Origin of the sequence: Pseudomonas sp. A34-9 (assembly GCF_029543085.1) — a bacterium.
Lineage (GTDB): Bacteria > Pseudomonadota > Gammaproteobacteria > Pseudomonadales > Pseudomonadaceae > Aquipseudomonas.
On sequence record NZ_CP119967.1, the window covers coordinates 4,614,143 to 4,639,276 of the forward strand.

Genomic DNA, 25,134 nt, shown 5'->3' on the forward strand with positions numbered 1-25,134 from the left:
GCTGGTCGCACCGGCAAATTATTATAGGCATAATCCAAACGCAATATGATAGTCGTAATTTTAAATCGTCCGACGGGTGCCCTCTCCACTGCTATCCGCAGCCAAGCACTGCGCCAAATGAAAAAGGCCGGTCTATGACCGGCCCCCTTGGCGTTGAACACTCAGCTTAGTTGACTTCCAGCTTGTCGCGGTTGCGATCCAGGATCGCCTTGCCGATACCCTTCACTTCCAGCAACTCATCTACCGATGAAAACGGCCCGTTTGTTTCACGATAAGTAATAATCGCTTTCGCCTTGGCCTCACCGACTCCCGCCAGTTCCTTTTGCAGCGTTGCCGCGTCGGCATCGTTGAGATCGACTTTTGCACTCTGGGAAGGTGCCGCGGTATCCATCACCAAAGGCGCCTTGGTCGAATCCACCGGCGCAACAGGTGCAGCAATAGCAGCGATCGAGGCGCTGGTGAGGAAAGCGAAAATCAGAGAGTAAAAGTAACCGGTACGCATAAGTGACGCTCCATCATCATTTGAGAAAGCAGCTTTTCCGAAGCTGCTCTCCAAACGTAGGTCATCGTGGAGCGATGTCAAAAATGCGTGCGTTACAGGATGTGAAACAATCAGGGTTCGAGACGGCGCTGCTGGTAGATCCAGTCAACGATTTCTCCGTCGGGGGTGTAGCCGGAGACGGTTTCGCGCAGGAGTTGGCGGACGCGGGAGTAGTCATCCGCATCAACTGCCGCCAACAAATTGGTTAACCTAACCTTCAACACCTCCCAAGATAGATGATCCTCATTGGCCATCATGATCATCGGATGTGGCGTGGTCGCAACGTTTTCGCCGATCAGTAATTCTTCGTAGAGCTTCTCACCTGGACGCAATCCGGTGAACTCGATGGATATGTCCCCCTGTGGATTGCGTTCAGATCGAATGCTCAATCCCGAAAGATGGATCATTTTTTCCGCCAGCTCGACGATCTTGACTGGCTCTCCCATATCCAGCACGAAAACATCACCGCCCTGCCCCATTGATCCAGCCTGAATCACCAACTGTGCCGCTTCAGGGATAGTCATGAAGTAGCGAGTGATCTTCGGGTGAGTAACAGTCAGAGGCCCCCCGGACTTGATCTGGCTATGGAACAACGGAATAACCGAACCAGAAGAACCCAGCACATTGCCGAAACGCACCATCGTGAAGCGGGTTTTGTTGACACGGGAAATATTCGAACTGTCGCCAAACAATACCGGTGCAATCTCACGGCTGAGCGCCTGAAGGGTCAACTCGGCCAAACGTTTGGTGCTGCCCATCACATTGGTTGGACGCACGGCCTTGTCAGTAGAAATCAATACGAAGTTCGATACGCCAGACTGCAACGCCGCCTGTGCCGTATTGAGGGTGCCGATAACATTATTCAGGACACCTTCAGCAATATTGTGCTCGACCATTGGAACATGTTTATAAGCTGCAGCATGGTAAACCGTATCGACCTTCCACGTTTTCATCACGTCGAGCAGCTTGTCCTGATGACGGATTGAACCGAGGATCGGCAACAGCTTGACCCGGACCGACTCACGGCAGCCGCGCTGCTCCAGCTCTGAAAGAATACTGTAAAGATTGAATTCGCTGTGCTCGAACAATAGAAGCGTGGTTGGTTGCAGGGAAAAAATCTGTCGGCACAGTTCAGAACCAATGGATCCACCTGCCCCGGTAACCATGACAACCTTGCCTGTGATGCAGTGCTCCAGCAGATCAGGCTGAGCCGGCACCGCATCGCGTCCCAGCAAATCGGCAATATCGACTTCCTGAATGTCTTGGACTCTCACTCGCCCGCTGGCAAGGTCGGTGAAATTGGGAACACTGCGCACGTGAAGCGGGAAGCCTTCCAGTAGATTGAGAATTTCCCGGCGTCGTGCACGGGTGGAAGACGGCAACGCGAGGAGAATTTCCTGCGCACCGGTCATGTCGATCATTTGCTGGATGTGTTTGGGCTTGTAGACCTGAAGGCCGGAAATCGAACGATCCGAGATGCCCGGATCATCATCGATAAAGGCCACCGGGCGCATTACCCTGCCCATGCGCAGTGCCGCTACCAACTGATTACCCGCAACACCTGCCCCATAAACAGCTACCTTGGTCAGCCCGTCGTCGCGATTGGTGAACGGCACATGCTGGGCCGCAGTGAACCAGTCCCCCATAAAGTAGTGCCGCATGCACAAACGCAGGCCGCCGATGATCACGAGACTCAGCCACCAGTAATTGAATATGATAGAGCGCGGCACGACCGCTTCATGATTGCTGTACCAGTACACGACCAGCGCCAGAATCAATGAAGACAAACTGACCGCCTTGATGATCACCACCAATGCGTCGTTGCCAAAATAGCGCATCACCGCCCGGTACATGCCAAACCGGATGAACAGCGGAATGGCCACAATGGGAGCACAGATGAACAGCCACAAGTGCACCTTGAACGGATTGACCATCTCGTCTATGCCCAGACGAACGATAAACGCCAGCCACAGCGCAAGCCAGACGAGACATACGTCAGTCAACACTTGAATCAATCGTTTCTGGCGACGAGGCAATCCCAACAAGAATTCGCGCATTCTGTTCATACTCCCCTGTACCAATCTGGCCTACTCCCTTGGGTTGAATCGGCGGTTGACATTGTACGGAGGTAGGGAACTACGTTACAGAAAAAAGAATAGGGTTGAAAACTAAAATTATCCGACACCACAAGGTTTGAGCCATTCGGAGCTGCTCTCCTCCTCGTTTATCCGCAAAAAAGTCTGCACCCGATCCGAGAGCTCTGCTGCGGCAGCCGACATCAGTCGTTATACTGGCCAACGCCATTCCAGGCCCAGGATGTCGAGGCGTAACTGCAACCAACGTAGTGTATCGCACGCCGCTGCTCCTCAAACATCGAGCCGCCACTCGTAAAAATCAAAATATAGGGAAGTGAGCAACGGTTATGCACACCGAGTTCAAGACAAAAGCAAAAACCGTTTTAAAATGGGCTGCCCTCGGCGCAGCGCTAACTCTGGTGTTTACTTGGGTTCTCTTGAAAAGCCCGATTTTAATGCCCAAGTTAAACATCGAAGTCGAAAACTTCCCTGCTGAAAAATCGCAGCTTTATTATAAAAAGCTGACACCCTACAGCGAGCAGAACTCAGTTTTTAAAAAAATCGATCCATCAAGGACACGTTTTCAGTTCCAACTGCCGTTTTATGATGACGAACTTCGGTGGGATCCGCTCGAGAATGCCGAAGCCTTTGATTTGAAATCGGTTAGCATCAGTCTATTGGCGTATCGCATGAATATTTCGATGGATGACGTCAATCCATCCTTCCAACTGCAGAAGACCTTCAGAAACAACCTTTATTTTTTTTCTGCTCCGCCTGGATCGACAGACCCTCAGATCACCATCCACATAAATAGCGCGCACCTGGAAAAGGTTCGTGCCTATATCGCTTTCATGCTGGCGGCACTGCTCTCTCTCGCGACAATCGGCTGGATTGTCTGGCATCCGATTATCATGGCGTACTTTCAGAGAGACAGTAGCTGGGGAACACATTTAAAAGCCGCGGTGAAAAATGATAACTTCTCAGTTATTGAATTCACTATTTTTTTGAGCATCGGGATAATTTTGAATCTAATCCCAATCACCAATTTCTTCCTGTCGGTCGATGATGAAGTTGGCGCCTTTCGTACCGACCCCTCGGTCTGGATCGCTGATGGACGATGGACCGCATTCCTTGTAGAGAAATTTATATTCCCCCTGCCAGTCCTGCCGTTTGTGCCTAACCTGTTCTTCTATGTATGCTTAGCCGCTTCTTACATGCTGATTTTACGTTCGCACAATCTGACGTTCACAAAGCTTACGGCGTTTACTTACTGCGTGTTTGTTGCACACCCGGTCTGGTGGTTCATTGCAGAGTTTTACTCCAACCTACCGTCCACCGGCCTAGGGGTACTCTGTCTCTCCATTAGCCTTTACATCGTTTCTCGAATTGATTTATCTACCGGGGCAAACAAAACAAAACTTCTTGCGCTCGCTTGTGCAAGCTTGTTACTGGCGGCGGCAATCGGTGCTTATCAGTCCCTAGTGATGTTCTATCTGGCTATTGGCATGGGCATTATCATATTTTCTGCCAAAGCCAACACGACCCCGCTGCCAAATGCGCTGCGGCCGCTGTTCAAGCGAATAGCCCTCATTGCAGTGGTATTCCTTTGCGGCCTGGTTCTTTATGCTTTCATAAATAAAATTGCAAAACATTTTTACCCGGCAAATCCAGGTTACCTGGACAGCTTCCTAAAACTGGATGCACTGCTGGAAAACCCATTATTCATCACCAAGCTGACCGTTTATGAAATGTTTAAAATTTATACCGGATCAGAACAGACTTTCGGCGTCAATTTTTTTATCTCTGCAATCATGCTCTGCCTTGCAACCTTACTTCTGATCACGCAGAACACATGGAAAGCCTCCGCACGGATGATGCTGTTTATTGCAGCTCTACTCCTCTCGCCGTTTCTGCTTCACTTTGTTACGGGCGGGAACAACCTTCCATTGCGCTCGATGCTGGCAGTTTCCTTCATAAGCTGGTTTAGCGTCATGGTTGTTCTCGAATATAAAGGCCGAATTCGAGCACTTGGTCTAGTTTTAAGCGCCTCACTGGTGTTCCAGATTGTAACGATTAACGGGCAATACACAGCTAGTACCCTGTTGGCAACTAACCATGATCGATTAACAGCCGAAGAAATTTATAAACAAATAGCCGAATCCAACCCCCGATTCGACCGAAATGCCCGAGCACACATCGATATATTTGGAAAACTGTCATTTAACAGTCGATACCCGTCTCCTGACTCATCGACGATGAGCGCTTCATTTTTTGACTGGGATGACGGCAATGGAAATCGAATGATCAAATATATGCAGTTGGTTGGATTCCGTAATGTTTTCCCTCTGCAGCCGATCGATCGGATAGCACTGACGCCGAAGTTCAAGGATATGCCGGTCTGGCCCGCGCCTGGCTCTGTTCGCCTGGATAACGGTGTCTACCTGATCAAACTTTCAGAAAAACCTGACCCGACCCACGCGCAATACCAATAAGCGATCAACGTCCTTCGCGAGTGGAGCTCCCTGGGAGCTCCATTCTGTGCAACAGATATGGATCTCCATAGGTTGAACAACAGGCACTTTGAATCATTGCACACCACCTACGAACGGCGTGGATTGGCCCGACATGCGCGGCACATCTGTAGTAACATTTCGCCCATCATCAAGTGCTCCGCCATATATTTCTGGATAAATCATGGAAGTGAATCAAACCATTCCGTTGTTTTCTGCAGCCGCGGCGAACGCAGGCATCGACTTCTCCGAACCCTTGATGCGGGTAGTCAATCGACACTGGTACATCATGGGGGAGGAGGTCAAAGCCTTTGAGCGCGAATTTTCCGACTACGTAGGCGTTGAGACTTGCATCTCTGTCGCGAATGGCTCCGAAGCATTGGAAATCGCTTTGCTTGCGCTTGGCGTAGGCCCGGGTGATCGTGTCGTTACCGTGGCCAACGCCGGTTTCTACAGCAGCACGGCCATTCGCGCCGTGGGCGCCGAGCCGGTGTATGTCGATGTAAACGAACATTCGCTGACCATGTGCCCTGCCTCTCTGGAAAAAGCGCTGTCCCGGCCGGCCAAAGTCGTGATCGTCACCCACCTTTATGGTCAACTGGCTGAAATCGAAACGCTTGTAAAAATGGCGAAGGCGGCAGGTGCGGCGGTGTTGGAAGATTGCGCTCAATCTCATGGTGCAAGATCATCCGGCGGCCAATGTGGCTCCTTCGGCGATCTGGCCTGCTTCAGCTTTTATCCGACAAAAAATCTCGGGGCTTTGGGCGATGGAGGAGCAATCGTCACGTCCTCCGCCGAAATTGCCGAACGATTACGTACGCTGCGCCAGTACGGCTGGTCGACCAAATATCACGTCACCACAGCCCTTGGCCGCAACAGTCGTCTCGATGAAATGCAGGCTGCGATTCTTCGCATCAAGTTGCCTTTGCTGGACCAATGGAATGAACAACGCCGGCATATCGCTCGCCGTTATACCGAAGGGCTCAAAGGCCTTCCGCTGACATTTCCGGTAAGCCTGGAAAGCGATTTTGTCGCACACTTGTTCGTCTTGCGTGTAGCGGAAAGAGAGTCCTTCACCCAGTACCTGAAAGAGCATGGCGTCAGCACCGATGTTCATTACCCGGTCCCCGATCACTGGCAGACGGCCTACACGCTGACCGAGCAATTCGACCTGCCGGTTACCGAGACTGCGTGCTCTCGCCTCGTGTCCCTGCCTTGTTTCCCAGGGCTGACAGAATCTCAGGTAGACCGCGTCATTGAAGTGGTCAAAAACTACTTCACACAGAGGCCTTAACGTGCTTTCGCTCGTCATTCCGGTCTATCGCAACGAAGAATCACTCCCTTCACTGTTGAAGGCTGTCGACAACTTGAATGTCGAGCTTCGCGGGGCACTGGAAGTGGTGTTTGTTGTTGATGGAAGCCCGGATCGCTCGTATGAAATTCTTCGGGAAAGCCTGCCACTGCAAAATTTTGCGTCGCAGTTGATTCTATTGTCGAAGAACTTCGGCTCCTTCATGGCGATCAGAACAGGCCTGCAGCACGGTAAGGGCACGACATTCGCCGTCATGGCCGCCGACCTGCAGGAACCTCCGAGTCTGGTTCTGACCATGAATCGAGTCCTGAATACTGAACCAGTCGATGTTGTCGTCGGCGTGCGGGAAAGCCGTGAGGACCCTTTCCTGTCAAAGCTCGCTTCGAAAACGTTCTGGGGACTCTATAAACGCTACGTGGTTCCGGAAATGCCGGCCGGTGGCGTTGACATGTTTGGTTGCAATCTGGAGTTTCGCGACAATTTGCTGAAACTTGAAGAGCGGCATAGCTCATTGATCGCCCAGATTTTCTGGCTAGGCTTCCGTCGTCAGGTCGTTCGTTATTCCCGAGTGGCCCGAGAGCACGGAAAGTCCGCGTGGACGCTGCGCAAGAAAGTCAATTACCTCATGGATAGCGTTTTCTCTTTTACCGACCTGCCGATTCGATTATTGATCCGGATCGGCGCAGTAGGGTCGGCGCTTTCTGCACTCTATGGCGTCAGTGTCATTCTGGCTAGGTTAGGTGGCCTGATTGACGTGCCTGGCTACGCCATGACGCTGTTTACCATTACGTTGTTGGGCAGCCTCAATCTGCTGGGCCTGGGCGTCATCGGTTCTTACGCTTGGCGCACGTATGAAAATACTAAAGGGCGCCCGCTGGCTATTCCTATGAAAGTTACTGAGTTTGGAGCCATTAAATGAGTGATCCACGGGATTTTTTCGTTCATGACCGTGCGATTTGTGAATCGTCTACCATTGGCGCCGGCTCACGAGTCTGGGCTTTTGCCCACGTCCTGCCGAACGCCCTGATCGGTGCCGAGTGCAATATCTGCGACAACGTTTTTGTCGAGAACGACGTCATCATCGGTGACCGTGTGACGCTGAAATGCGGCGTGCAAGTCTGGGACGGCATCACCATTGAGGACGATGTCTTCGTCGGGCCCAATGTCACATTTACCAACGACAAGTTCCCACGCAGCAAGATTTATCCGGAAGCATTCGCCCGAACCATTATTCGTAAAGGTGCCTCCTTGGGCGCCAACTCGACGATTCTGCCCGGCATTACCATTGGCACTTCGGCGATGGTTGGTGCAGGCGCAGTGGTCACCAAATCTGTTCCGCCCAATGCCATCGTGGTCGGCAACCCGGCCAAAATCATCGGTTATGTCGATGCCAAGCCTACCGATGGGGCACTGGTAGAAAACCCGGTGAAAGTCGGAAAATCGGATATCTACCCTTGTGGCGTTACTTTGCACCGCATGATGGAAGCCGTCGACATGCGCGGAAGTCTGAGCGTTGGCGAATGCGGCAAGGATGTGCCGTTCGAAGTGAAGCGTTACTTCCTGGTGACCAACGTTCCGACGGCAGAAACCCGTGGCGAGCATGCTCACCGGGAATGTCACCAGTTTCTGGTAGCGGTCAAAGGCACAGTGCATGTCGTTGCCGACAATGGAAAGCACCGCCAAGAATTCGTTCTGGACAACCATACTCTGGGCCTGTTCTTGCCAGCGATGACCTGGGGAATTCAGTATAAGTATTCGGCAGACGCCGTCTTGCTGGTATTCGCCTCGGAACACTACATGGCCGACGACTACATCCGTGACTATGATCAATTCCTGATCGAGAAAAAACAGCAGGCAGTTTCGTAGGAATGAATCTGAAAAAACTGCTGGAGATCAAGTTTGTCCGGTTCCTCCTGACCGGCGGGCTCAACACCGGACTGACTTACGTTCTCTATCTCGTTCTATTGAGTTTTCTACCCTACATCTGGAGCTACTCAATCAGTTATGTCTGCGGGATCTTTCTGGCGTTCATGCTCAGTCGTTTCTTCGTATTCAAAGAGCATCAGGGGCTGAAATCCGCGCTTTTGTTCCCGTTCGTGTACGTTGCGCAGTACGCTTTGGGCGTCCTGATTGTCTGGCTGTGGGTCAAGAAGCTGTCCCTTCCCGAGTATCTGGCCCCACTGGCAGCCATCGCACTAACGCTGCCGATAACTTATGCGTTAAGCAAACTTGTGTTTGTGAAAAGCAACCCGGCCCAATGAAAGCGTCCTTGACGATCAACAGGCATAAAAAAACCCGGCAATCCGGGTTTTTTTATACCTGTTGATCAGGCTGCTCGTTCAAGCACCACCGGTGCCGAGAACTTCTTTTTAAACTGCATCGCCGGCTTCTCGATGTATCGCCAGGAGAACCACGCCAGCCCCATGGAGATCACGCTGGTGGCAATAGCCAACCACCAGCCGTTGATCGACTTGTGGGAGATCGACACCAGCGCTTGCTGGATAGGGAAGGCAAAGAGATAGGTGCCGTAAGACAGATCGCCAAGCTTGCGCATGCCATCAACGAAGACTGGACGACGATAAGCCAGATACATCAGCAAGTACGGCAATGCAATGAACAGTGCCAGGTTGGTGTAACCGAATCGTGAGCCGATCAACAGGATGACCAGACACATTGCCGCGATACCGCCCTTGAATGGCACGATATCCTTGTACTTCCAGAGGAAGGTACCGACCAGGAACATCAAGCCGAAGCGCAGAACAGGTAGTACCTCCGTCGTTCCGAAAAGTGTGATCGGCGCGATGGGGCCATGGAAAAACAACCAGACAAAGAACGCCGAAATCAACGCCATTACCGGTACAACCAGCGAGAAAGTTCGACGCCCGACGAAGAAGATCGCAGCCAGCGCCACGTAGCAAAACGCTTCGATCGGGATTGTCCACAGCGAACCATTCACCGTTTGCGGATAGGTCACATCCGAGAAGACACCAGGCAATACGAAGACGGTCTGATACGGAATCGAATTGGTCAGATAACGATAGGTGCCAGAGCTCTGGAAATACTCATCAAGCGGCAGTGCTGTGAAAATCGGTCCCAATATCAAGGCGGAAACGAACGAAGTGACCGCCAGTGCCGGAATAATGCGCAAAGCGCGCGCCTGCCAGTATTCCGAGAACGTACGGCGCTCCAGAGAACCGGCAATCAGAAAACCACTGATCGCAAAAAAAGCACTGACTGCCAGGCTTCCAGGCTCATAGCCCATAAACAGGGAATACCACGTTGCAGAGGATTTCCCCGTGAGCGCAAAACTGTGGGTAATCAAGACGATCAGGGCTGCGCACAATCTGAGCAAGTCAAAGTTGTTAGCACGCAGCTTTACCATGTCGCCAAGTGTTGTTGCTGGCTTTTTAAAATTGGTCATTACGCGAACTCGTTTTGTCACCTTTTATTCGGCGCGCGCATATTATCACGTAAGTGTGGCGAGATTATGTTGCCATTACGAAGCCTGTATTTCGTCACTCAAGCCTGCTCCGCCCTGCCCGACTGGTACTTGAAGGCAAGAAAAACTAAAGGGGCATACGCAAGGATGAGTCCCGTCGCCCCGTCCAATTGGAATCGGGCGACACATACTGCAATCGGCAACAACCACAGCAGATTGATCAAACCCACTGCCATTGTGACAGGCCAATGTTTGCCATAACGACGTGACGCAAACTGATAGGCATGACTGCGGTGAGCCTCATAGACCTTTTCGCCACGCAGCAAGCGGCGCAGCAGTGTAAACGTCGCATCGACGATGAAGACCCCCAGCAGGATCAACCACCCCCAAAACAGCTGAAACGAGAGCCAGCTGGCCTCAAGCGCGAGAATGCCCAGAATCAGACCGAGAAACCCGCTGCCGGCATCGCCCATAAAGATCCGTGCCGCCGGGAAGTTCCAGACCAGAAAGCCTGCCACAGCGACCGCCAGCAATAGCGGCGCACCAATCAACGGCGCGCCGTTATCCAACACTGACAACACGCATACCCCAAGGCACACCGTGACCGCCTCGACACCGGCGATCCCGTCGATACCGTCCATGAAGTTGTAGAGGTTGAGCATCCAGACGAGAAAAAAAGCCGCCAATGCCGTCCCCGGCCATCCCAGATCGATCACCTGACCGAACGCATGCAGCGGCGGGAGACCTCCCAGCCAGTAAAGAGCCCATGCAGCGGCGGCGAAGTGCCCCAGTAGTCGCCAGCGTGCGGCGATGTGGCCATGATCATCCATAAAACCAATGATCGCGACCATTGCCCCCGCTCCCAACGCCGACAAGAAGAGCCCCGACGGGATTATCCCCGCCATGAACAACAGACAAAGTGCAGCCAGAAAGGTGACGACGATCGCCACTCCTCCGCCCCTTGGCGTTGGAATGGTGTGAGAGCTCCGATCGTTAGGCACATCGATAAGGCTTTTGGACAAGGCATAACGGCGCAAGAGCGCGGTTAAAGTGAAGGCACTGGCAAAGACCACTGGCACAAGCCAAACGCTACTCATAAGCCCAGCGGCTCCTTTGCAAAACTCTAATTCGACATTGCGTCAAAAATCATCTGTCCCCTTCCGCTGAAGCCCCAGCTTCGCGGCAAGGGGAACAAGTTGCTTAGTTTTTGTGCAGGTCGACTATTTCGTGAAGTGGACGCTTGGTCAACTTTCTCTTGATTTTCTGACGTACACCATACGGAACCGAACGACTGAGTCGCTGCATGCCAGGCTTGCGGTACAACGTCCACAGAGCGAGCAGCACAATTTCCCGGGTAGTCAACGGTACTTCGTACTCGGCCGCAGTAATGCCCGTGGCAGGGAGTTCGAGGAAAACGGGCTGTTGCTGACGCGGAACATCGTTATTCACCAGTTGCAAATAATCGACTTCATAGAAATCTGGATTCAACAGACTTTGCGCATGCGAAGGTGCCTGGATCAAGTCCCCCGCCACCGATGACTGCACAAATGTGCTCATTGCTTCCAGAAGCTCTACAGGCTCGATGCCAAATGGGTACACGAGGGTATGTTCACGGCTGGCCAGGCGCTCGGGGAACGCACCGATATCCGGCGCGATGATCGGCAGCCCTGACGCCAGCGCATAGCTGAGTGTGTAGCTGTAAGTTTCCGGCCATTGCGCAGGAAACAGGATCAAGTCGAGATCATGCTCCGCGATCAACCGCGCGAGCTCCGCTGCGTCGTATTGCCCGCTGGTGAAAATCCCGTTCAATTCCCGGTAAGCGAAGCCAAGCAGCTTGAAGTCGAAGGGGGCGTTTGCGGCCTTCGCTTTCGCAGCCAGTTGCTCGAGATAATCCGCGCCCTTTTCCTTGCCCAGCGCACCCAACACGCCCACGGTATAACGCGGTTTTGGAATGATCGGTGCCACCGAAGAGATTGCCGGTCGCTTGTCCTCGACATGCAACGCTACGATCGGACGCTGCAAAGCATAGTACTGCTGGTAAAGCGCCAACGTGTACTCAGATGGGAACACGACTGTTTTCGCGCTTTCGAGGAACCCTCTCAATTGTTCGCGCCATTCGACAGCCGAGACACCCTCGGGCAGAGGGAACGCAGGATTGAGTAAATCATCGGAATACTGGCCCGGATAAACGCCCGCCTCGTTGGTCAATGTCGGGTTGCCGCCAAGCCAATAGAAGTCGTGAACCGTCAATGCGTATTCAGTACCCAGCTGCGCCGGAAGATCGAACAGTGCCGGATTCAATCCAAGAGAGTGATGGAAATGGACGAATCCGACACCGCAGCCTTTGAGCAGGGCAACCAGCTTCGGAAGCTCTTCCGGAAGATGGAAGACCAGCTCGTCTGCGCCGGGGAATGTGCCCATGTACAGAGAGACGGCGCCCGCACCTTTACGAGGTTTGAGGATGAGGTTGTAGGTATTTGCCTGAAGCGCTTCGCTCAGCTCTTCGACATGCTGTTTGACTCCGCCCCCGGCCTCATGGGAAACCTGCAGGACCTTGGGACGATTGAGTGTCGAAAGCAACTGTACGAGACGGTTGACACGCACCAGCTTGACCGGATCCTCGGCAATGAACGTCTGAATATCCAGATGATAGTCCGGATGCAGTTCGACAATCGCTTTGAAGGCGTTTTCGATCAATGCCTGCTTGGTCGAAGAAAAACTGACGCCGCCTTCATGGAATGCGTAAAGGTTCGGTGTAATGATGTTGAACCAGCCGGCCTTGAGCGCGCGCTGGCACAAATCGTTTTCTTCGCCGTAACCACGACCGAATTTTTCCTCATTCAACAAGCCCACGACGTCCAGGCAATCGCGGCGCACGTACATGCAGAACCCGACACCGGTAGGTGCTTTCACATTTGGCAGTCGTGCCCCGGCGAACACTTTGTCGATCTGATGGACATCCAGTCCGAAGGCCTGTTCGTTTTCGTACAGGAAGGCCGGAAAACTGCAAATGGTCGCGTTATTCGAGAACGGGGTAACCGTACCGATATTCGGCGCAATGTAGGCTTCTGCGGTCAGCCGTTCCAGCCAGTTTTGCGGGACGATCACATCGCTGTTCAGGAACACGATGTCGGCTTCTCCGGCCTGGCGCATCCCACGATTAACAGTTTTGACGAATCCCAGGTTGTTCGGATTCTCCAAAACAGTCAGCACGTCCGGCCATTGTGCTTCGAGCTCAAGAAGCATGTCCTGCATCCCGGCATCCGGACTACAGTCATTGATCGCGATGATCTTTGCACCCGACATCGAGAGAATGCCCGGCATGGCAGCTTCGATGCAGCGCCTGGTCATCTCGATGCCTTTATAGACCGGCAAGATCACCGTCACGGAGCGGATACGGGCAATTGGCGCTTCGACGATGTAACTCTTGCCTGCGGGAACCGGAGCCTTGACCTCCTGGTTACGCAGGTAGACGGTGGCCGCGCGTTTACAGCTTTCGACATTATTGCGCAAAGCCTTTTTGCCGTTGCGCAGTGAACGAACGACAAATCGAATCGGCTTGGTGATGAACCAGGAGTTCGAATGAATCACATCATTGTAGGCTGCCTGACTCTCGGTCAAACGAACAGACAAGCGGTAGCGTTCCGACTGCAGATTCTCTAGCTCGGATCGAAGTTCGGAGTGAAGCCGCTGATTATCAGCCTGAACTCTTTCAACTTCCCGCAGGGAATCAGCCTGAACTCTTTCAACTTCCCGCAGGGAATCAGCCTGAACTCTTTCAACTTCCCGCCCAGCGGCTTCCAACGCTTGCGCTTGTGTCGCCAAGGCGGACTGGGTTTTGTTAAAAGCCATCAACAAGTTGTCAACGACAACCTGTCGATCCTCTTCCCAAGAGTGAAATTCACTTGGCTCGCGGCCACTGATGGCGCTCTGCACAGCCGCCTCTAATGACAGAAATTGACGAACATCTTCTTCGCCGATCCCATAGCCAGCTGCCGCTGACGCTGCAAACACGAATTCTTTGTACGTTGCCGTGGCGAAGTCAGCGCTCGGGCTGAAACGTGTCACCGAACCGAGCAATTGACGCAGTGCCCTGAACAACAGGAATTCGATCCGCAAACCGACGGTCAACGACCACTCTTTATCTATCAGGTGGGGGGCGCCTTGCTGGTCGATCAGAATATTCTGTGGTACGGCATCGAAAAGTTGTCCCGGCAATAAATCATCAGCGCCCGACTGGCCGCTGGAGATATTTTTCAATATGGCCACATAGCCTTTCAGGAACTCGCCGACCTGAGCATAAGTCCAGCCTTGCGCATTGACGATTTCGATCAACTTCGTCGAGAGAACATGCCCTTTGATGTATGGCTCGGACGCTGTCAGCTTGAAGTCGACGATGGCTTCTGCGGCAGGCTCTGCAGCAATATTGGTCAACTTCTCGTAGTGAACGCGAATTGAGTTATCGGCGCCTTTTTTGAACGACGAACTCTTGCAGAATTCCGCCCGACGATCACTGCTGAAATGAACGGCCAGGGTTCCGTCGTCGAGGGTTTTGCGTGCCACCGGCGAAGCACCGATGAGGAAGGAATTGGACATGTCCATGCCCAAACCATTCTTGCAGATCTGCGGCCATGCCAGTTCAAGCGAGAACGTACACAGCTCAGGCAGTTGCGGATCGCGCTGGGCGCTTTGCCAAGCAAAAGCCCCAGCATCGAAATCAGGGTCGACAAACCCTTCTTCCGTGACAATCGAAACCGGCAGTTTGTAATCTGGAAATGGAGCAAAAAATTCGTTGGACGCAAAGCCGGCACCAGACAGCAGCGAGGCTAGCGCCTGTTTGCCGTAAGTTTGTGGCGTAGTGCTGTTATAGCGTCCCTCGACACCAAACATCGGCGTCACAACATGGTCTTCCGGTGCGCCTGCGAAATATTTGAGACCCAGCTGGTTCTCGATGGCAATGATCAACAAGCCGTCGGGCTTCAATAGCGAGCGAACTTTCTTGAGCATGTTCGCGCCCGGATTCTCACCCGAGACAAACAGATTGGCGTACTCAAAAACACCAATCAGCGTGATGACATCGAATTTCTTGTCAACCTGGAAGTTTTCGAATGTTTCGGCCAATACCGACACGTTCGGCAAGTCTCTGGTACGAGACCGGGCAATGCTTGCACGGCGCGCACTGCCTTCCAGCGCAAGCACGTTACCGCCCTGCTCACCCAGATAGCGGGTAATCGCGCCACAGCCTGCGCCGATTTCGAGGACGTCACCTTTAAGATCGGCATCAAACACCCTTAGCAAATTTGCCCGGGTGCTGGACAGGTAATACAGCGATGGCCAATCGGTGCACCAGCCACGCAGCTCATCGGAAAAAACACTTACATCACGCGCCTTCTCAATCAAGTACTTGATGCGTAGTTCGGTGGTATCGCCGTCACTGTAGTTGATACTCGCGTAATCCGGCCGCGACCAGATCTTGAGTTCTTCGTTAAGTTGATAGCCCGCTTGCGTCAATAAAGTATTCAATTTGTAACCTTTTTGGCACGAATGCTCGAATCTAGATTTACCAGCCCAAAAAACTTGTCTGTCGGCCGCACCTGAAGGTGCACGGAATCGTAACGACGATCCCTTGGCGTCACCTCTTCACCGTCTTTGGTGGAAACGCCAAGGGAAATGAAGTAATCACCCGGAGCCAATTCACAGGCAATCGACAACTCGACCTCGACGATTTCACCCTTGCGACCAAAGGCGCGGAAATCCGGAGAATCAAGGGTTTCACTGTTCACGCCGTAAACGGTTACCCCTTCCTTGGTTTTGATGGTCATGCCGAGGATAGGGCAGATCAGATCGGTATCAAACCTGACGAATACAGCCAGCTTAAGTTTGGAACCGGTATCAACGGCTACGGGATATTCCTGACCATCGGCACTCAGATGAAAGTCGATGATGGTCGCTGCCCGATCCCCCCAACGATACTCATTGGGATTGTAGTTGGGGTGCGTATCAAATACGTCCATTCCGCCTTCAGGCGTGTGGTAGGTTTCCAGCACGTCGACGGCAGGCTCAAGCTCGGTCACTACTGAATTCCGGGTTTTGCCGAACAGCAGATCCAGATAGCGATTGACAACCTGGCGTGGCTCACCCTGCTCTAACTGCACACCGTCATTCAACAGAAATGCCTTGTCGCAATGAGTCACGATCTGCTCACTCGAATGCGTTACCAGGAGAATACTGGTGCCATTCTCCTTCAGCTTCTTCAAGCGATCAAAACAGCGTGCCTGGAACTTGGCATCGCCAACGGCCAATGCTTCATCAACAATAAGAATGTCCGGTTCGACTTGAGCCTGAACGGAAAACGCCAGACGCACGAGCATCCCGCTGGAGTAGGTTTTCACCGGCTGATTGATAAACTCGCCAATGTCCGCAAACTCGATGATCGCATCGTACTTTTCATCGATTTCCTCTTTGCTCAAACCGAGGATGGTTGCGTTCAAATAGACGTTTTCACGCCCGGTGAACTCAGGATTGAATCCCGAGCCCAACTCCAGCAACGCAGCGATCCGACCGTGGGTTTCCACAGTACCGCCAGTAGGATTCAGGGTCCCACACAAAATCTGCAACAGCGTGGACTTGCCACTGCCGTTCTTGCCGACAATCCCGACGGTCTCGCCCTTGCGGATCTCGAACGACACATCGTGCAGCGCCCAGAACTCCCGGCAGTATTTTTTCTTGCCGCGGCTGAGCATCTGCAGCAGGCGGTCACGTGGCTTGTCGTAAATCTCATAGCATTTGCTGAGATTCTGAACTTTGATAGCAATCTCAGATGACATCAGCAAATCCTTTTCGAGTTTTCTGGAACCAGGCAAAGCCGAGCCAGGCGACCACTATTGAGCCTGCGAGATAAATGCCAAGGACGGTGAAATCAGGCATACGCCCCCAGAACAGCACTTCACGCGCATATTCAATGGTGGGCGTGAGCGGGTTCAACATCAGCAGGTGCTGATACTTTTCGGGTAATGCGCTCGCCGGATAGAAAATGGGTGAGAGGAACATCAGTACCGTGGTCAGAATCCCGATGAATTGCGCAACATCGCGCAAGTAAACACCGAGTGATGCCAGCGCCCAGGTCAATCCCATGATCAACAGCACCAGTGGCAATATGATCAGCGGAAACAACAAGACCGTCAGATGAGGTGTACCAAACAGAAAGGTATAGGCAAGCAGCCACACGATCAGACTGATCACCATATGAAACAGCGCGGAGCCGACGGTCACCCATGGCAGGATCTCCAGCGGAAATACTACCTTCTTGACGTAATTCGCATTGGAAAGAATCAGCGTCGGGCTGCGATTGAAACACTCGGCGAACAGGTTGAATACGATCAGTCCCGCGAACAGGATGAGTGCAAATTCTGTCTTGGAATCGCTACCCCCGCTCCAGCGAGCCTTGAACACGACGCTGAAGACAAACGTGTACACGACCAGCATGAACACCGGATTGAAGAACGACCAGAGAATCCCCATGAAAGACCCGCGATAGCGCCCCACAACCTCGCGCTGCACCAGAGCTCTGATCATGCTGCGATTGCGCCACAAACTGCCGAGTAATTCCCTCGGTGAAATCGAAAAATTACGCATTAAGCACACACCTAAAAAAACTCAGGGAGATGAATCTCATCAAAATTCTCTCGTTCAAACACTGCTACCGTGCCATCAGGAAACCTGCAAAAGTCCTTTCAGGCGCGAACATCTTCATAGTCTATTAATGGCCGCTGCCAGTATCAGCCCCAGGCTACCCCACATAGTCTGTCGATAGACGCCGGAACGTCTCAGCCAGAAAAATCGAGTAAATACTGAGGATCTTCGGGCTTTCTGAAACAGATCCAGCGTCAATTGACTGTCTTTGCTCAGTCGTGTTCGAACCGATTCCAGGGCAGCAATATTTCTCTGATTCCACCCTTTGAAACGCCCACTGAACATCATCCGCAACCTCGCCAACCGCGCGCGCGCGCCCATGTCGGAACCGATAAGATTGGTGTCGTGCTGCCTGTAAAGGAGGGTCGGGGTATGGTCATAGACAACTTGTCCACCTGTACCTGTCACCAACAGGTAGGCCCACCAGTCATGGGAGACTATATCCAGATGCGCCCCGGCTGCCTGAAAAAGCGCTTGTGCCGAACGGTTGAAGACCATGGTGTTGCCCCCGGCAATGCTCTGCACCAACGCATTGGCAAAACAGGGCGGTAGTGGAAACATCGGCGAACGGCCGGTAACCGTTCCCGTATCGTCAATCAATTCGGTGCGCGCGCAATACAATGCAGGAATGTCCATTGGCAGGTGCTGCAGCGACTTGAGAGCAACCTCAAGTTTATGCTCCTGCCAGATATCATCCTGATCGGCCCATGCATAGAATTCGGATTGACCAGATGCAACGCAGGCCACCGACAGAAAATTCGCCGCAAAGCCTCGCTGAGGCCCCTGCCGGACAGTCAGCTTGCCATCGCCCCACGCGTCGGCGTATTGGCGCAAGATATCCAGAGTGGCATCGGTTGAGCCATCGTCCGATACCAGAACATCCCAGTTTTGAAAACTCTGACGAGCGATAGAGTCCAGTTGTTGAGACAGAAAACGCTCACCGTTGTAAGTACACATAAGGATCGTGACGCGCGAGACGTGCGAATCTTGATCCTGCCTATCGACTGCTTCACGGGAAGGTATAGCACCTGTCTGAACAGCTTGTGGAAGAGGGTCTACCACCGAGCACTCCATTGCGTTAAGGATAAAATTATGACGGCGTCGTTCCGCCTGCCATCAAAATGCGCATTCTCAGTAGGACAAGCGTTACATGCTCTTCTCATGGCCGCTCCGACTGCGCAAAATTTGCCATTATAACAATGAGTCAAAGCCACTTAATAGCACGGTGATATCACCGTATGAAATACGCTAGGGCATTGCTAACACCGGAAAATAGAAACTCCATCCGCCTGGATCGAACTTCAACAACCCGGCGAAGCTGCAATGGTTAGGGGGTGCGTAGGGTACCAAGGGCCCTGCATTGGCAAAAGGGGTGGCATTTTGCCAATTTTCACTTGCAGATCGGCGACCTGCCTGTCCGACAACTTTCAGACCACGCAAAGAAGCATGCGAATTGACCTCGCATCGGCTCATCAACGCTTGAGGTAATGCGTCGCGGTGCGCTTCAAGGCCTTGTCGACACTTATGGGAGGAGACCACTGCAACAACGAGCGGGTCTTATCGATGTCGACCTGCAATGAACCGCAAAGCCTTTGCGCCATCTCCCCCCTCCCCATCAAACGCGCAGCACCGCGCAGCAGCAATTGCGGAATAGGCAATAATAACGCGGGCCTACCCAAGGCCGCCGCCATACGCCGGAGCAACCCGGAGGTGGACAAGTCTTCGCCATCGCTTACCAGAAAGGTCTGATTCGCCGCAGCGGGATGCGCAATGCAGGTAACAATTAGATCAACGAGATTACCCAACGCCACCAGACTGCGCTGGTTTCTTAAGGCCCCCAGAGGTAGCGGAAAGCCTTTGTTCAGCCAGTTCATCATGCTTAGGAAGTTGGCTTTGACACCCGGGCCATACACCAGCGGCGGACGAATGATGACAATCTCCATGCCGGTCTGACGACCGATTTCACGCAGGCACTCTTCCGCTTCACACTTGGAGACACCATATGGATCAGCCGGCGCAGGCTGATCGTCAGCTTTGAAAGGCATACCAGGCAATGTCGCTTCACCATTAACCTTGATCGAACTGATGAATACGAAACGCCTGACACCTGACTCAGCCGCCTTTCGAGCCAAACGCGCCGTGCCCTGAACGTTAATCTCACGGAATTTCGCCAAGGGGTCGGCAGCGGTATCACTCATCACGTGGACGCGAGCTGCACAGTGAACCACCACATCGACTTGTACGAATGCCGGCAGCTCAACATTTTCGCTCAGATCAAAAGGCACCACATCACACAAGCCGCTTAACCGGGTTTTACCTCGCACCCCAGCGACGGGCGCATACGCCCTGTCCAGCAGCATGCGGAAAACCACTGCCTCACCGACAAAACCGGTGGCACCTGTAACCAATACACGGCACTTTGTCATTCGGCTTTTTTCCCAACGATCGCAGCAGCCCAACATATACAGAAGAAAAACACTTTATCCCTCATTCGCCGCCGGCAATGCCGAGCGCTCAGGGACAATCCCAACAACTGCCTGCGACCTAACGGCAGCCAGCGCCGCACAAACGCATTGTCCGCGACCCCCACCAACCTCGCGATCAATCGCACCTGGGAGAACCACCAACCATCGTGAATCGTCTTGTAACGCTCGATCAATGAACCGAGACCAGTATTCGCCCCCACTTGGTTTTGCGCGTGCTGACGATATTGCATGGATGACCATGGATCGATGAACCAGCGAAAACCATGACTCCGAGCGTAGGCGTAGCAATACCAGTCATGCAGACGGACCTGCTGCAGCGCCTCCCAATCCGCGAGCATCGACGTCTTCAACTGTGTCATCAGTCGATGCGTCATGACGTAGGTACAACCCGGACCCGCAGCCTCGAACAAATAATCCCAGGCAACTTGCGGTTGTCCTTTGTCTAGCAGACAAGCCCGCCCATCCGCCCAGAAAGCCGTGACATTGCTGGAGTAGGCGTCAACCTGGCGCAATCTGATCGCCCGGGTCGCGCGATCAAGCTTATCGAGATTCCAGATATCATCCTGGTCAGCGAAGGCGACGAAATCATACTCATCCACAGGCACATCGCGAATCAGCCTGAAGAAATTACGCGATGCACCACCGAAGCTGCCCGCTTCGGGCAGTACGATCACTTGAACATTGCGCGAGGCATAATCCGCGCACCATGCTTCGGTACCGTCAGAAGAAGGGTCGATACTGATATAGACGGTCACATCGACAGCTGACTGGCCAAGGATCGAGTCCAACTGTTCCTCGATCCAGCGCATGCCATTGAAGGCCGCCAGCAACACTGCAACCTTAGGATGTTCTACTGGCATGCCAATCCTGATTGCACTGATTAAACACTACTGCTCGAAAAGGTTTTTTTGATCAGCGTGAAGGCGTGTCCAGCAGTTTCTGCAAGTATTGACCGTAGCCCGTCTTTTTAAGTGCATCAGCTTGAGCGGCCAGTTGCTCGGCAGTGATCCAGCCATTGTGATATGCGATCTCTTCCAGGCAGGCGACTTTCAGCCCCTGACGCTGTTCGATCGTGTGAACGAAATGGCTCGCTTCGAGCAGAGAATCATGAGTGCCGGTATCCAGCCACGCAAAACCACGACCAAGCATTTCTACATTCAGAGACTTCTGCTCTAGGTAGGCACGATTGACGTCAGTGATCTCTAGCTCCCCGCGCTCTGAAGGCTTGATGTTCTTGGCAATCTGCACGACCTGATTGTCATAGAAATACAAACCCGTCACGGCGTAGCTGGATTTCGGCTTCAGCGGTTTCTCTTCGATACTAAGAGCGCGGCCGGAAGCATCGAACTCGACGACACCGAATCGCTCCGGATCGGATACGTGGTAACCGAATACCGTTGCACCCTGCTGTTGGTTGGTGGCCGAACGCAGATTGTCGGAGAAGTGCTGACCGTAAAATATGTTATCGCCCAATATCAGGCAGCAAGGATCGTTGCCTATGAACTCTTCGCCAATGATGAAGGCCTGCGCCAAGCCATCGGGACTTGGCTGTTCGGCATAAGTCAATTTGATGCCATACAGACTTCCATCCCCCAGAAGCTTGCGGAAACAAGGCAAGTCTTCAGGGGTAGAGATAATCAGAATCTCGCGCATACCGGCAAGCATCAACACCGACAGCGGATAAAAAATCATCGGCTTGTCGTAGATCGGCAGCATCTGTTTGGACACGCCAAGCGTCAGCGGATGCAGACGCGTTCCCGAACCACCGGCGAGGATGATGCCTTTACGATTTGTCGTGGTCATTTGTTCAAAACTTCCCTAAGCATTCGGGTTACACCACTTTGCCAATCCGGCAAGTGCAGAGAAAAATTGTCACGGAGTTTCTGCGTATTCAAACGTGAATTCAGAGGACGCCGTGCAGGTGTTGGGTAAGCGCTGGTGTTGATCGGATCTACCGTTTTAACCGCAAGCTGCTCACCATTGCTTTGAGCAAATTCTATGACATGGCGGGCATAGCCGTGCCAGGAAACCTCACCGCCCGCTGCCAGGTGATAAAGACCCGCCAGCTCAGGACGCTGTATCACTTGCTGAATAGCCAAAACCGTCACGTCGGCAATCAGATCAGCACCTGTCGGAGCCCCGATCTGGTCGGCAATAACGTTAAGCGTTTCGCGATCCTTGGCTAAACGCAGCATGGTTTTGGCAAAATTGTTGCCACGCGCGCCGTAAACCCAACTGGTGCGGAAGATCAGGTACTTGCAACCTGACGCGATAATCGCTTGCTCACCTGCCAGCTTACTAGCGCCATAGTGATTAACCGGGGCGACAGGATCAGCTTCTTGCCACGGCTGCGTTCCCTGTCCGCTGAACACATAGTCGGTCGAGTAATGAACAAGCCAGCTACCCAAGGACGCAGCCTCTTCAGCCATGACCTGACTCGCCCGAGCGTTCACACGGTCTGACAGTTCGGTTTCCGACTCAGCCTTATCGACAGCGGTATAGGCTGCGGCATTGACGATGACGTCAGGTCCAACCTTGCAAATCATCGTGCGCAGGGCGTCCAGATCAGATAGGTCACCACCGCTATTGCGATCGAGGGCAATTAATTCTCCAAGTGGCGCAAGGGCGCGTTGTAGCTCCCATCCCACTTGGCCATTCATACCCAGCAATAAAACTCTCATGCTTTAGACGATCGATCTGCGTAATTCTGGTCAATCCACTGTTGATAGCTGCCGCTCTTCACGTGCTCTACCCACGCAGTATTACCCAAATACCACTCAACGGTCTTGCGGATACCGGTCTCAAAGGTTTCTTCCGGAGTCCAACCCAACTCTCGCTGAATCTTGCTCGCATCGATTGCATAACGCACGTCATGACCAGGGCGATCCTGAACATAGGTAATCAGGCTGGCATGAGGACGATGGGCAGAATCAGGGCGTAACTCATCGAGCAACTCACACAGGGTATGCACCACTTCGATGTTTTGCTTCTCGTTGTGACCACCGATGTTGTAGGTCTCACCGATAACACCTTCGGTGACCACCTTGTACAGTGCCCGAGCGTGATCTTCGACATACAGCCAGTCACGAACCTGGTTGCCTTTGCCATAAACCGGCAGAGGCTTGCCTTCCAGCGCATTGAGAATGATCAACGGGATCAGTTTCTCAGGGAAATGGCATGGGCCGTAGTTGTTCGAGCAGTTGGTCACCAAAGTAGGCAGGCCGTAAGTGCGGGCCCAGGCACGAACCAAGTGGTCGGAGCTGGCCTTGCTGGCCGAGTATGGCGAGCTTGGCTGGTATGGAGTGGTTTCAGTGAAGAGGTCTTCCGGCCCTTCCAGATCGCCGTAGACTTCATCGGTCGAAATGTGATGAAAGCGGAAGTTGGCTTTACGCGAATCGTCCAGAGCGGACCAATATTGGCGCGCAGACTCAAGCAACGTGTAAGTGCCAATGATGTTGGTCTGAATAAACTCGGATGGCCCGGAGATCGAGCGATCAACATGGGACTCCGCCGCCAGGTGCATGATCGCATCAGGTTGATGCTCACGCAAAACGCGATCGATCTGGTCACGATCACAGATATCAACGCGCTCAAACGTATAACGCGGATCCTGACTCACTTCAGCCAGGGACTCCAGGTTACCGGCGTAAGTCAGCTTATCGACATTGACGACAGAATCAGTGGTGTTGGAGATGATGTGACGGATGACTGCCGAGCCGATAAACCCGGCGCCGCCGGTAACTAGAATTTTCACGCGAAACCATACCCTTGAGCTGCGGACAGCGCCACCAACGAGCACTGTCTAATCCATGAACGCAGAAGCCACCAACATCAGGCTTCCGTCAAAGTCAGTCTGAATCGACGCGCAATAAAGCATTGTCGAACAAGGGTTGCATTTTACAGCTTAACGAACGATTTACTAATGGATATAAACAGGGAGAGACGCAATTTCGACAGACGCCCTGCACCTGCCGCCTTCAGACAAGGCGTTTGCGCGCCGCTCTGGAGGAGCGCCCCAAAAACCAACCAAGCACTGGCCCCATTAACATACCAATCAGTAACGCCAAGACTACGATCAGCGATATTGGCAACTGCGGGCCGGTCAAACCTAGAAACAATAACGATACCGATTGCTGGTTCTCGAGCACAAACGCCAGAACCACCAGGATCAGTAAAAGAATAAAAACGCCAAGAATTATGCGCTTGAGGTTACGCATGAGCGCCCCCTTGAAAGATAGCGACTGTCAAACCCCCTCCTCCTCTTCCTCATTCACGCGATCGCGCAGCTCTTTACCCGGCTTGAAATGCGGTACGAACTTACCGTCCAGACTGACAGACTGACCAGTCTTGGGATTACGACCAACGCGCGGCGCACGGTAGTGCAGGGAGAAACTGCCGAACCCACGGATCTCGATGCGATCACCGGTGGCAAGGCATTGGGACATTTGCTCAAGCATGGTCTTGATGGCCAGCTCCACATCCTTGGATGAGAGCAGCCCTTGATGGGTGACAATTCGTTCGATCAACTCCGACTTCGTCATATTTTTCCCTTCTTTTTCAAGCAGCTAGATCAGCGCTTGAAAGGTTTTAGCACGCCCGGAAGATTTTGAACAGCCCAGGGATTGACATATCTTCCTCCGCATCGAAACGCCCATTTTCAGGGCATCAAACCAACAAACAGAACATCGCGTGCTCAACGACATATCACCAACATGGTTCGCGTCACGTAGCCCGCCGGGTTAAAGCCGAACGGAAACTCGTCGTCATCCTTGGCATCATCTGATCGGGTTATCACTTTGTAGCCTGCCCCCTTGCACTCCTTGGCTGCGCGCTTTTGACACTTTTCCCAGCCAGACCCCAATCCAGAGCAGTCGACTTCTATGCCACTGACACCACGCACCGCATGAGTCTTGGCACTGGTGGTGCAACCCGCCAAAACCAATGCAGCCAACAGAAATATAAACTTGTTCATCCACTTCCTTATGCCAGGCACCCGCCCGACGTCTAAAGCTTAAGACCAAGCTTAGTCGCGAATAGACGATTGATCCGATTAAAGAAACAGACCACCCGGCAAATGGA

At 52.9% G+C, this 25,134-nt stretch carries 21 protein-coding genes; 5 read left to right on the top strand and 16 right to left on the bottom strand.

The features are described from left to right. Nucleotides 1-166 precede the first annotated feature (166 nt). Together P3G59_RS20525 and P3G59_RS20530 are read right to left on the bottom strand one after the other, a co-directional pair. Nucleotides 167-502 carry a ComEA family DNA-binding protein gene (locus tag P3G59_RS20525; RefSeq protein ID WP_277758741.1) on the bottom strand — a complete coding sequence of 112 codons (336 nt, stop codon included), beginning with the start codon at nucleotides 500-502 and terminating at the stop codon, nucleotides 167-169. 110 nt (nucleotides 503-612) lie between these two features. Beyond that, nucleotides 613-2,607, bottom strand: coding sequence for a nucleoside-diphosphate sugar epimerase/dehydratase (locus P3G59_RS20530; RefSeq protein WP_277758742.1), 1,995 nt, complete (start codon nucleotides 2,605-2,607; stop codon nucleotides 613-615). Nucleotides 2,608-2,963: 356 nt separating this feature from the next. Between P3G59_RS20530 and P3G59_RS20535 the strand changes: the two genes are divergently transcribed. The 5 genes from P3G59_RS20535 (at nucleotide 2,964) to P3G59_RS20555 (ending at nucleotide 8,699) form a co-directional block, all read left to right on the top strand. Further along, complete coding sequence (locus P3G59_RS20535; protein WP_277758743.1) at nucleotides 2,964-5,108, top strand: glucosyltransferase domain-containing protein; 2,145 nt, start codon at nucleotides 2,964-2,966, stop codon at nucleotides 5,106-5,108. Nucleotides 5,109-5,310: 202 nt separating this feature from the next. Then, nucleotides 5,311-6,420 (top strand): DegT/DnrJ/EryC1/StrS family aminotransferase, encoded by a 1,110-nt coding sequence (locus P3G59_RS20540; protein WP_277758744.1) that lies wholly within the window; start codon nucleotides 5,311-5,313, stop codon nucleotides 6,418-6,420. Between the two features lies 1 nt (nucleotide 6,421). After that, nucleotides 6,422-7,357, top strand: coding sequence for a glycosyltransferase family 2 protein (locus P3G59_RS20545; RefSeq protein ID WP_277758745.1), 936 nt, complete (start codon nucleotides 6,422-6,424; stop codon nucleotides 7,355-7,357). Then, complete coding sequence (locus P3G59_RS20550) at nucleotides 7,354-8,304, top strand: WxcM-like domain-containing protein (RefSeq protein ID WP_047295531.1); 951 nt, start codon at nucleotides 7,354-7,356, stop codon at nucleotides 8,302-8,304. The genes P3G59_RS20545 and P3G59_RS20550 overlap by 4 nt, the downstream gene beginning before the upstream one ends. Before the next feature lie 2 nt (nucleotides 8,305-8,306). Beyond that, entirely contained in the window at nucleotides 8,307-8,699 is a 393-nt protein-coding gene (locus P3G59_RS20555) for a GtrA family protein (protein ID WP_277758746.1), read from the top strand. Between the two features lie 65 nt (nucleotides 8,700-8,764). On the opposite strand, the gene P3G59_RS20560 is transcribed toward P3G59_RS20555, so the two are convergent. The 14 genes from P3G59_RS20560 to P3G59_RS20625 all read right to left on the bottom strand — a co-directional run bounded on the left by P3G59_RS20560 (nucleotide 8,765) and on the right by P3G59_RS20625 (nucleotide 25,027). Next, on the bottom strand, nucleotides 8,765-9,859 hold the full coding sequence (locus P3G59_RS20560) for an acyltransferase (protein WP_277758747.1): 1,095 nt from the start codon (nucleotides 9,857-9,859) through the stop codon (nucleotides 8,765-8,767). A gap of 98 nt (nucleotides 9,860-9,957) precedes the next feature. Next, nucleotides 9,958-10,974 (bottom strand): glycosyltransferase family 4 protein, encoded by a 1,017-nt coding sequence (locus P3G59_RS20565; RefSeq protein WP_277758748.1) that lies wholly within the window; start codon nucleotides 10,972-10,974, stop codon nucleotides 9,958-9,960. A 103-nt stretch (nucleotides 10,975-11,077) separates the two neighbouring features. Next, complete coding sequence (locus tag P3G59_RS20570) at nucleotides 11,078-15,400, bottom strand: glycosyltransferase (RefSeq protein WP_277758749.1); 4,323 nt, start codon at nucleotides 15,398-15,400, stop codon at nucleotides 11,078-11,080. Further along, nucleotides 15,397-16,704 carry an ABC transporter ATP-binding protein gene (locus tag P3G59_RS20575; protein WP_277758750.1) on the bottom strand — a complete coding sequence of 436 codons (1,308 nt, stop codon included), beginning with the start codon at nucleotides 16,702-16,704 and terminating at the stop codon, nucleotides 15,397-15,399. Before P3G59_RS20575 ends, P3G59_RS20570 begins: the two co-directional genes overlap by 4 nt. Further along, nucleotides 16,694-17,512, bottom strand: coding sequence for an ABC transporter permease (locus tag P3G59_RS20580; protein WP_277758751.1), 819 nt, complete (start codon nucleotides 17,510-17,512; stop codon nucleotides 16,694-16,696). The genes P3G59_RS20575 and P3G59_RS20580 overlap by 11 nt, the downstream gene beginning before the upstream one ends. 114 nt (nucleotides 17,513-17,626) lie before the next feature. Next, nucleotides 17,627-18,631, bottom strand: a complete 1,005-nt coding sequence (locus P3G59_RS20585; protein ID WP_277758752.1) for a glycosyltransferase family 2 protein — start codon at nucleotides 18,629-18,631, stop codon at nucleotides 17,627-17,629. A gap of 410 nt (nucleotides 18,632-19,041) precedes the next feature. After that, a complete protein-coding gene (locus P3G59_RS20590; RefSeq protein WP_277758753.1) occupies nucleotides 19,042-19,995 on the bottom strand; it encodes an SDR family oxidoreductase in 954 nt (317 codons plus the stop codon). Beyond that, complete coding sequence (locus P3G59_RS20595; protein WP_277758754.1) at nucleotides 19,992-20,915, bottom strand: glycosyltransferase; 924 nt, start codon at nucleotides 20,913-20,915, stop codon at nucleotides 19,992-19,994. The genes P3G59_RS20590 and P3G59_RS20595 overlap by 4 nt, the downstream gene beginning before the upstream one ends. Before the next feature lie 52 nt (nucleotides 20,916-20,967). Continuing rightward, nucleotides 20,968-21,858: a glucose-1-phosphate thymidylyltransferase RfbA gene (rfbA, locus tag P3G59_RS20600; RefSeq protein WP_277758755.1), complete on the bottom strand. Its 891-nt coding sequence runs from the start codon at nucleotides 21,856-21,858 to the stop codon at nucleotides 20,968-20,970. Then, on the bottom strand, nucleotides 21,855-22,736 hold the full coding sequence (gene rfbD, locus P3G59_RS20605) for a dTDP-4-dehydrorhamnose reductase (RefSeq protein ID WP_277758756.1): 882 nt from the start codon (nucleotides 22,734-22,736) through the stop codon (nucleotides 21,855-21,857). The genes rfbA and rfbD overlap by 4 nt, the downstream gene beginning before the upstream one ends. After that, a complete protein-coding gene (rfbB, locus tag P3G59_RS20610) occupies nucleotides 22,733-23,809 on the bottom strand; it encodes a dTDP-glucose 4,6-dehydratase (protein ID WP_277758757.1) in 1,077 nt (358 codons plus the stop codon). The genes rfbD and rfbB overlap by 4 nt, the downstream gene beginning before the upstream one ends. A gap of 223 nt (nucleotides 23,810-24,032) precedes the next feature. After that, on the bottom strand, nucleotides 24,033-24,272 hold the full coding sequence (locus P3G59_RS20615; protein ID WP_277758758.1) for a LapA family protein: 240 nt from the start codon (nucleotides 24,270-24,272) through the stop codon (nucleotides 24,033-24,035). 27 nt (nucleotides 24,273-24,299) lie between these two features. After that, nucleotides 24,300-24,596: an integration host factor subunit beta gene (gene ihfB, locus P3G59_RS20620; protein ID WP_003189779.1), complete on the bottom strand. Its 297-nt coding sequence runs from the start codon at nucleotides 24,594-24,596 to the stop codon at nucleotides 24,300-24,302. A 152-nt stretch (nucleotides 24,597-24,748) separates the two neighbouring features. Then, nucleotides 24,749-25,027: a hypothetical protein gene (locus P3G59_RS20625; protein ID WP_277758759.1), complete on the bottom strand. Its 279-nt coding sequence runs from the start codon at nucleotides 25,025-25,027 to the stop codon at nucleotides 24,749-24,751. Between the last annotated feature and the right edge of the window lie 107 nt (nucleotides 25,028-25,134).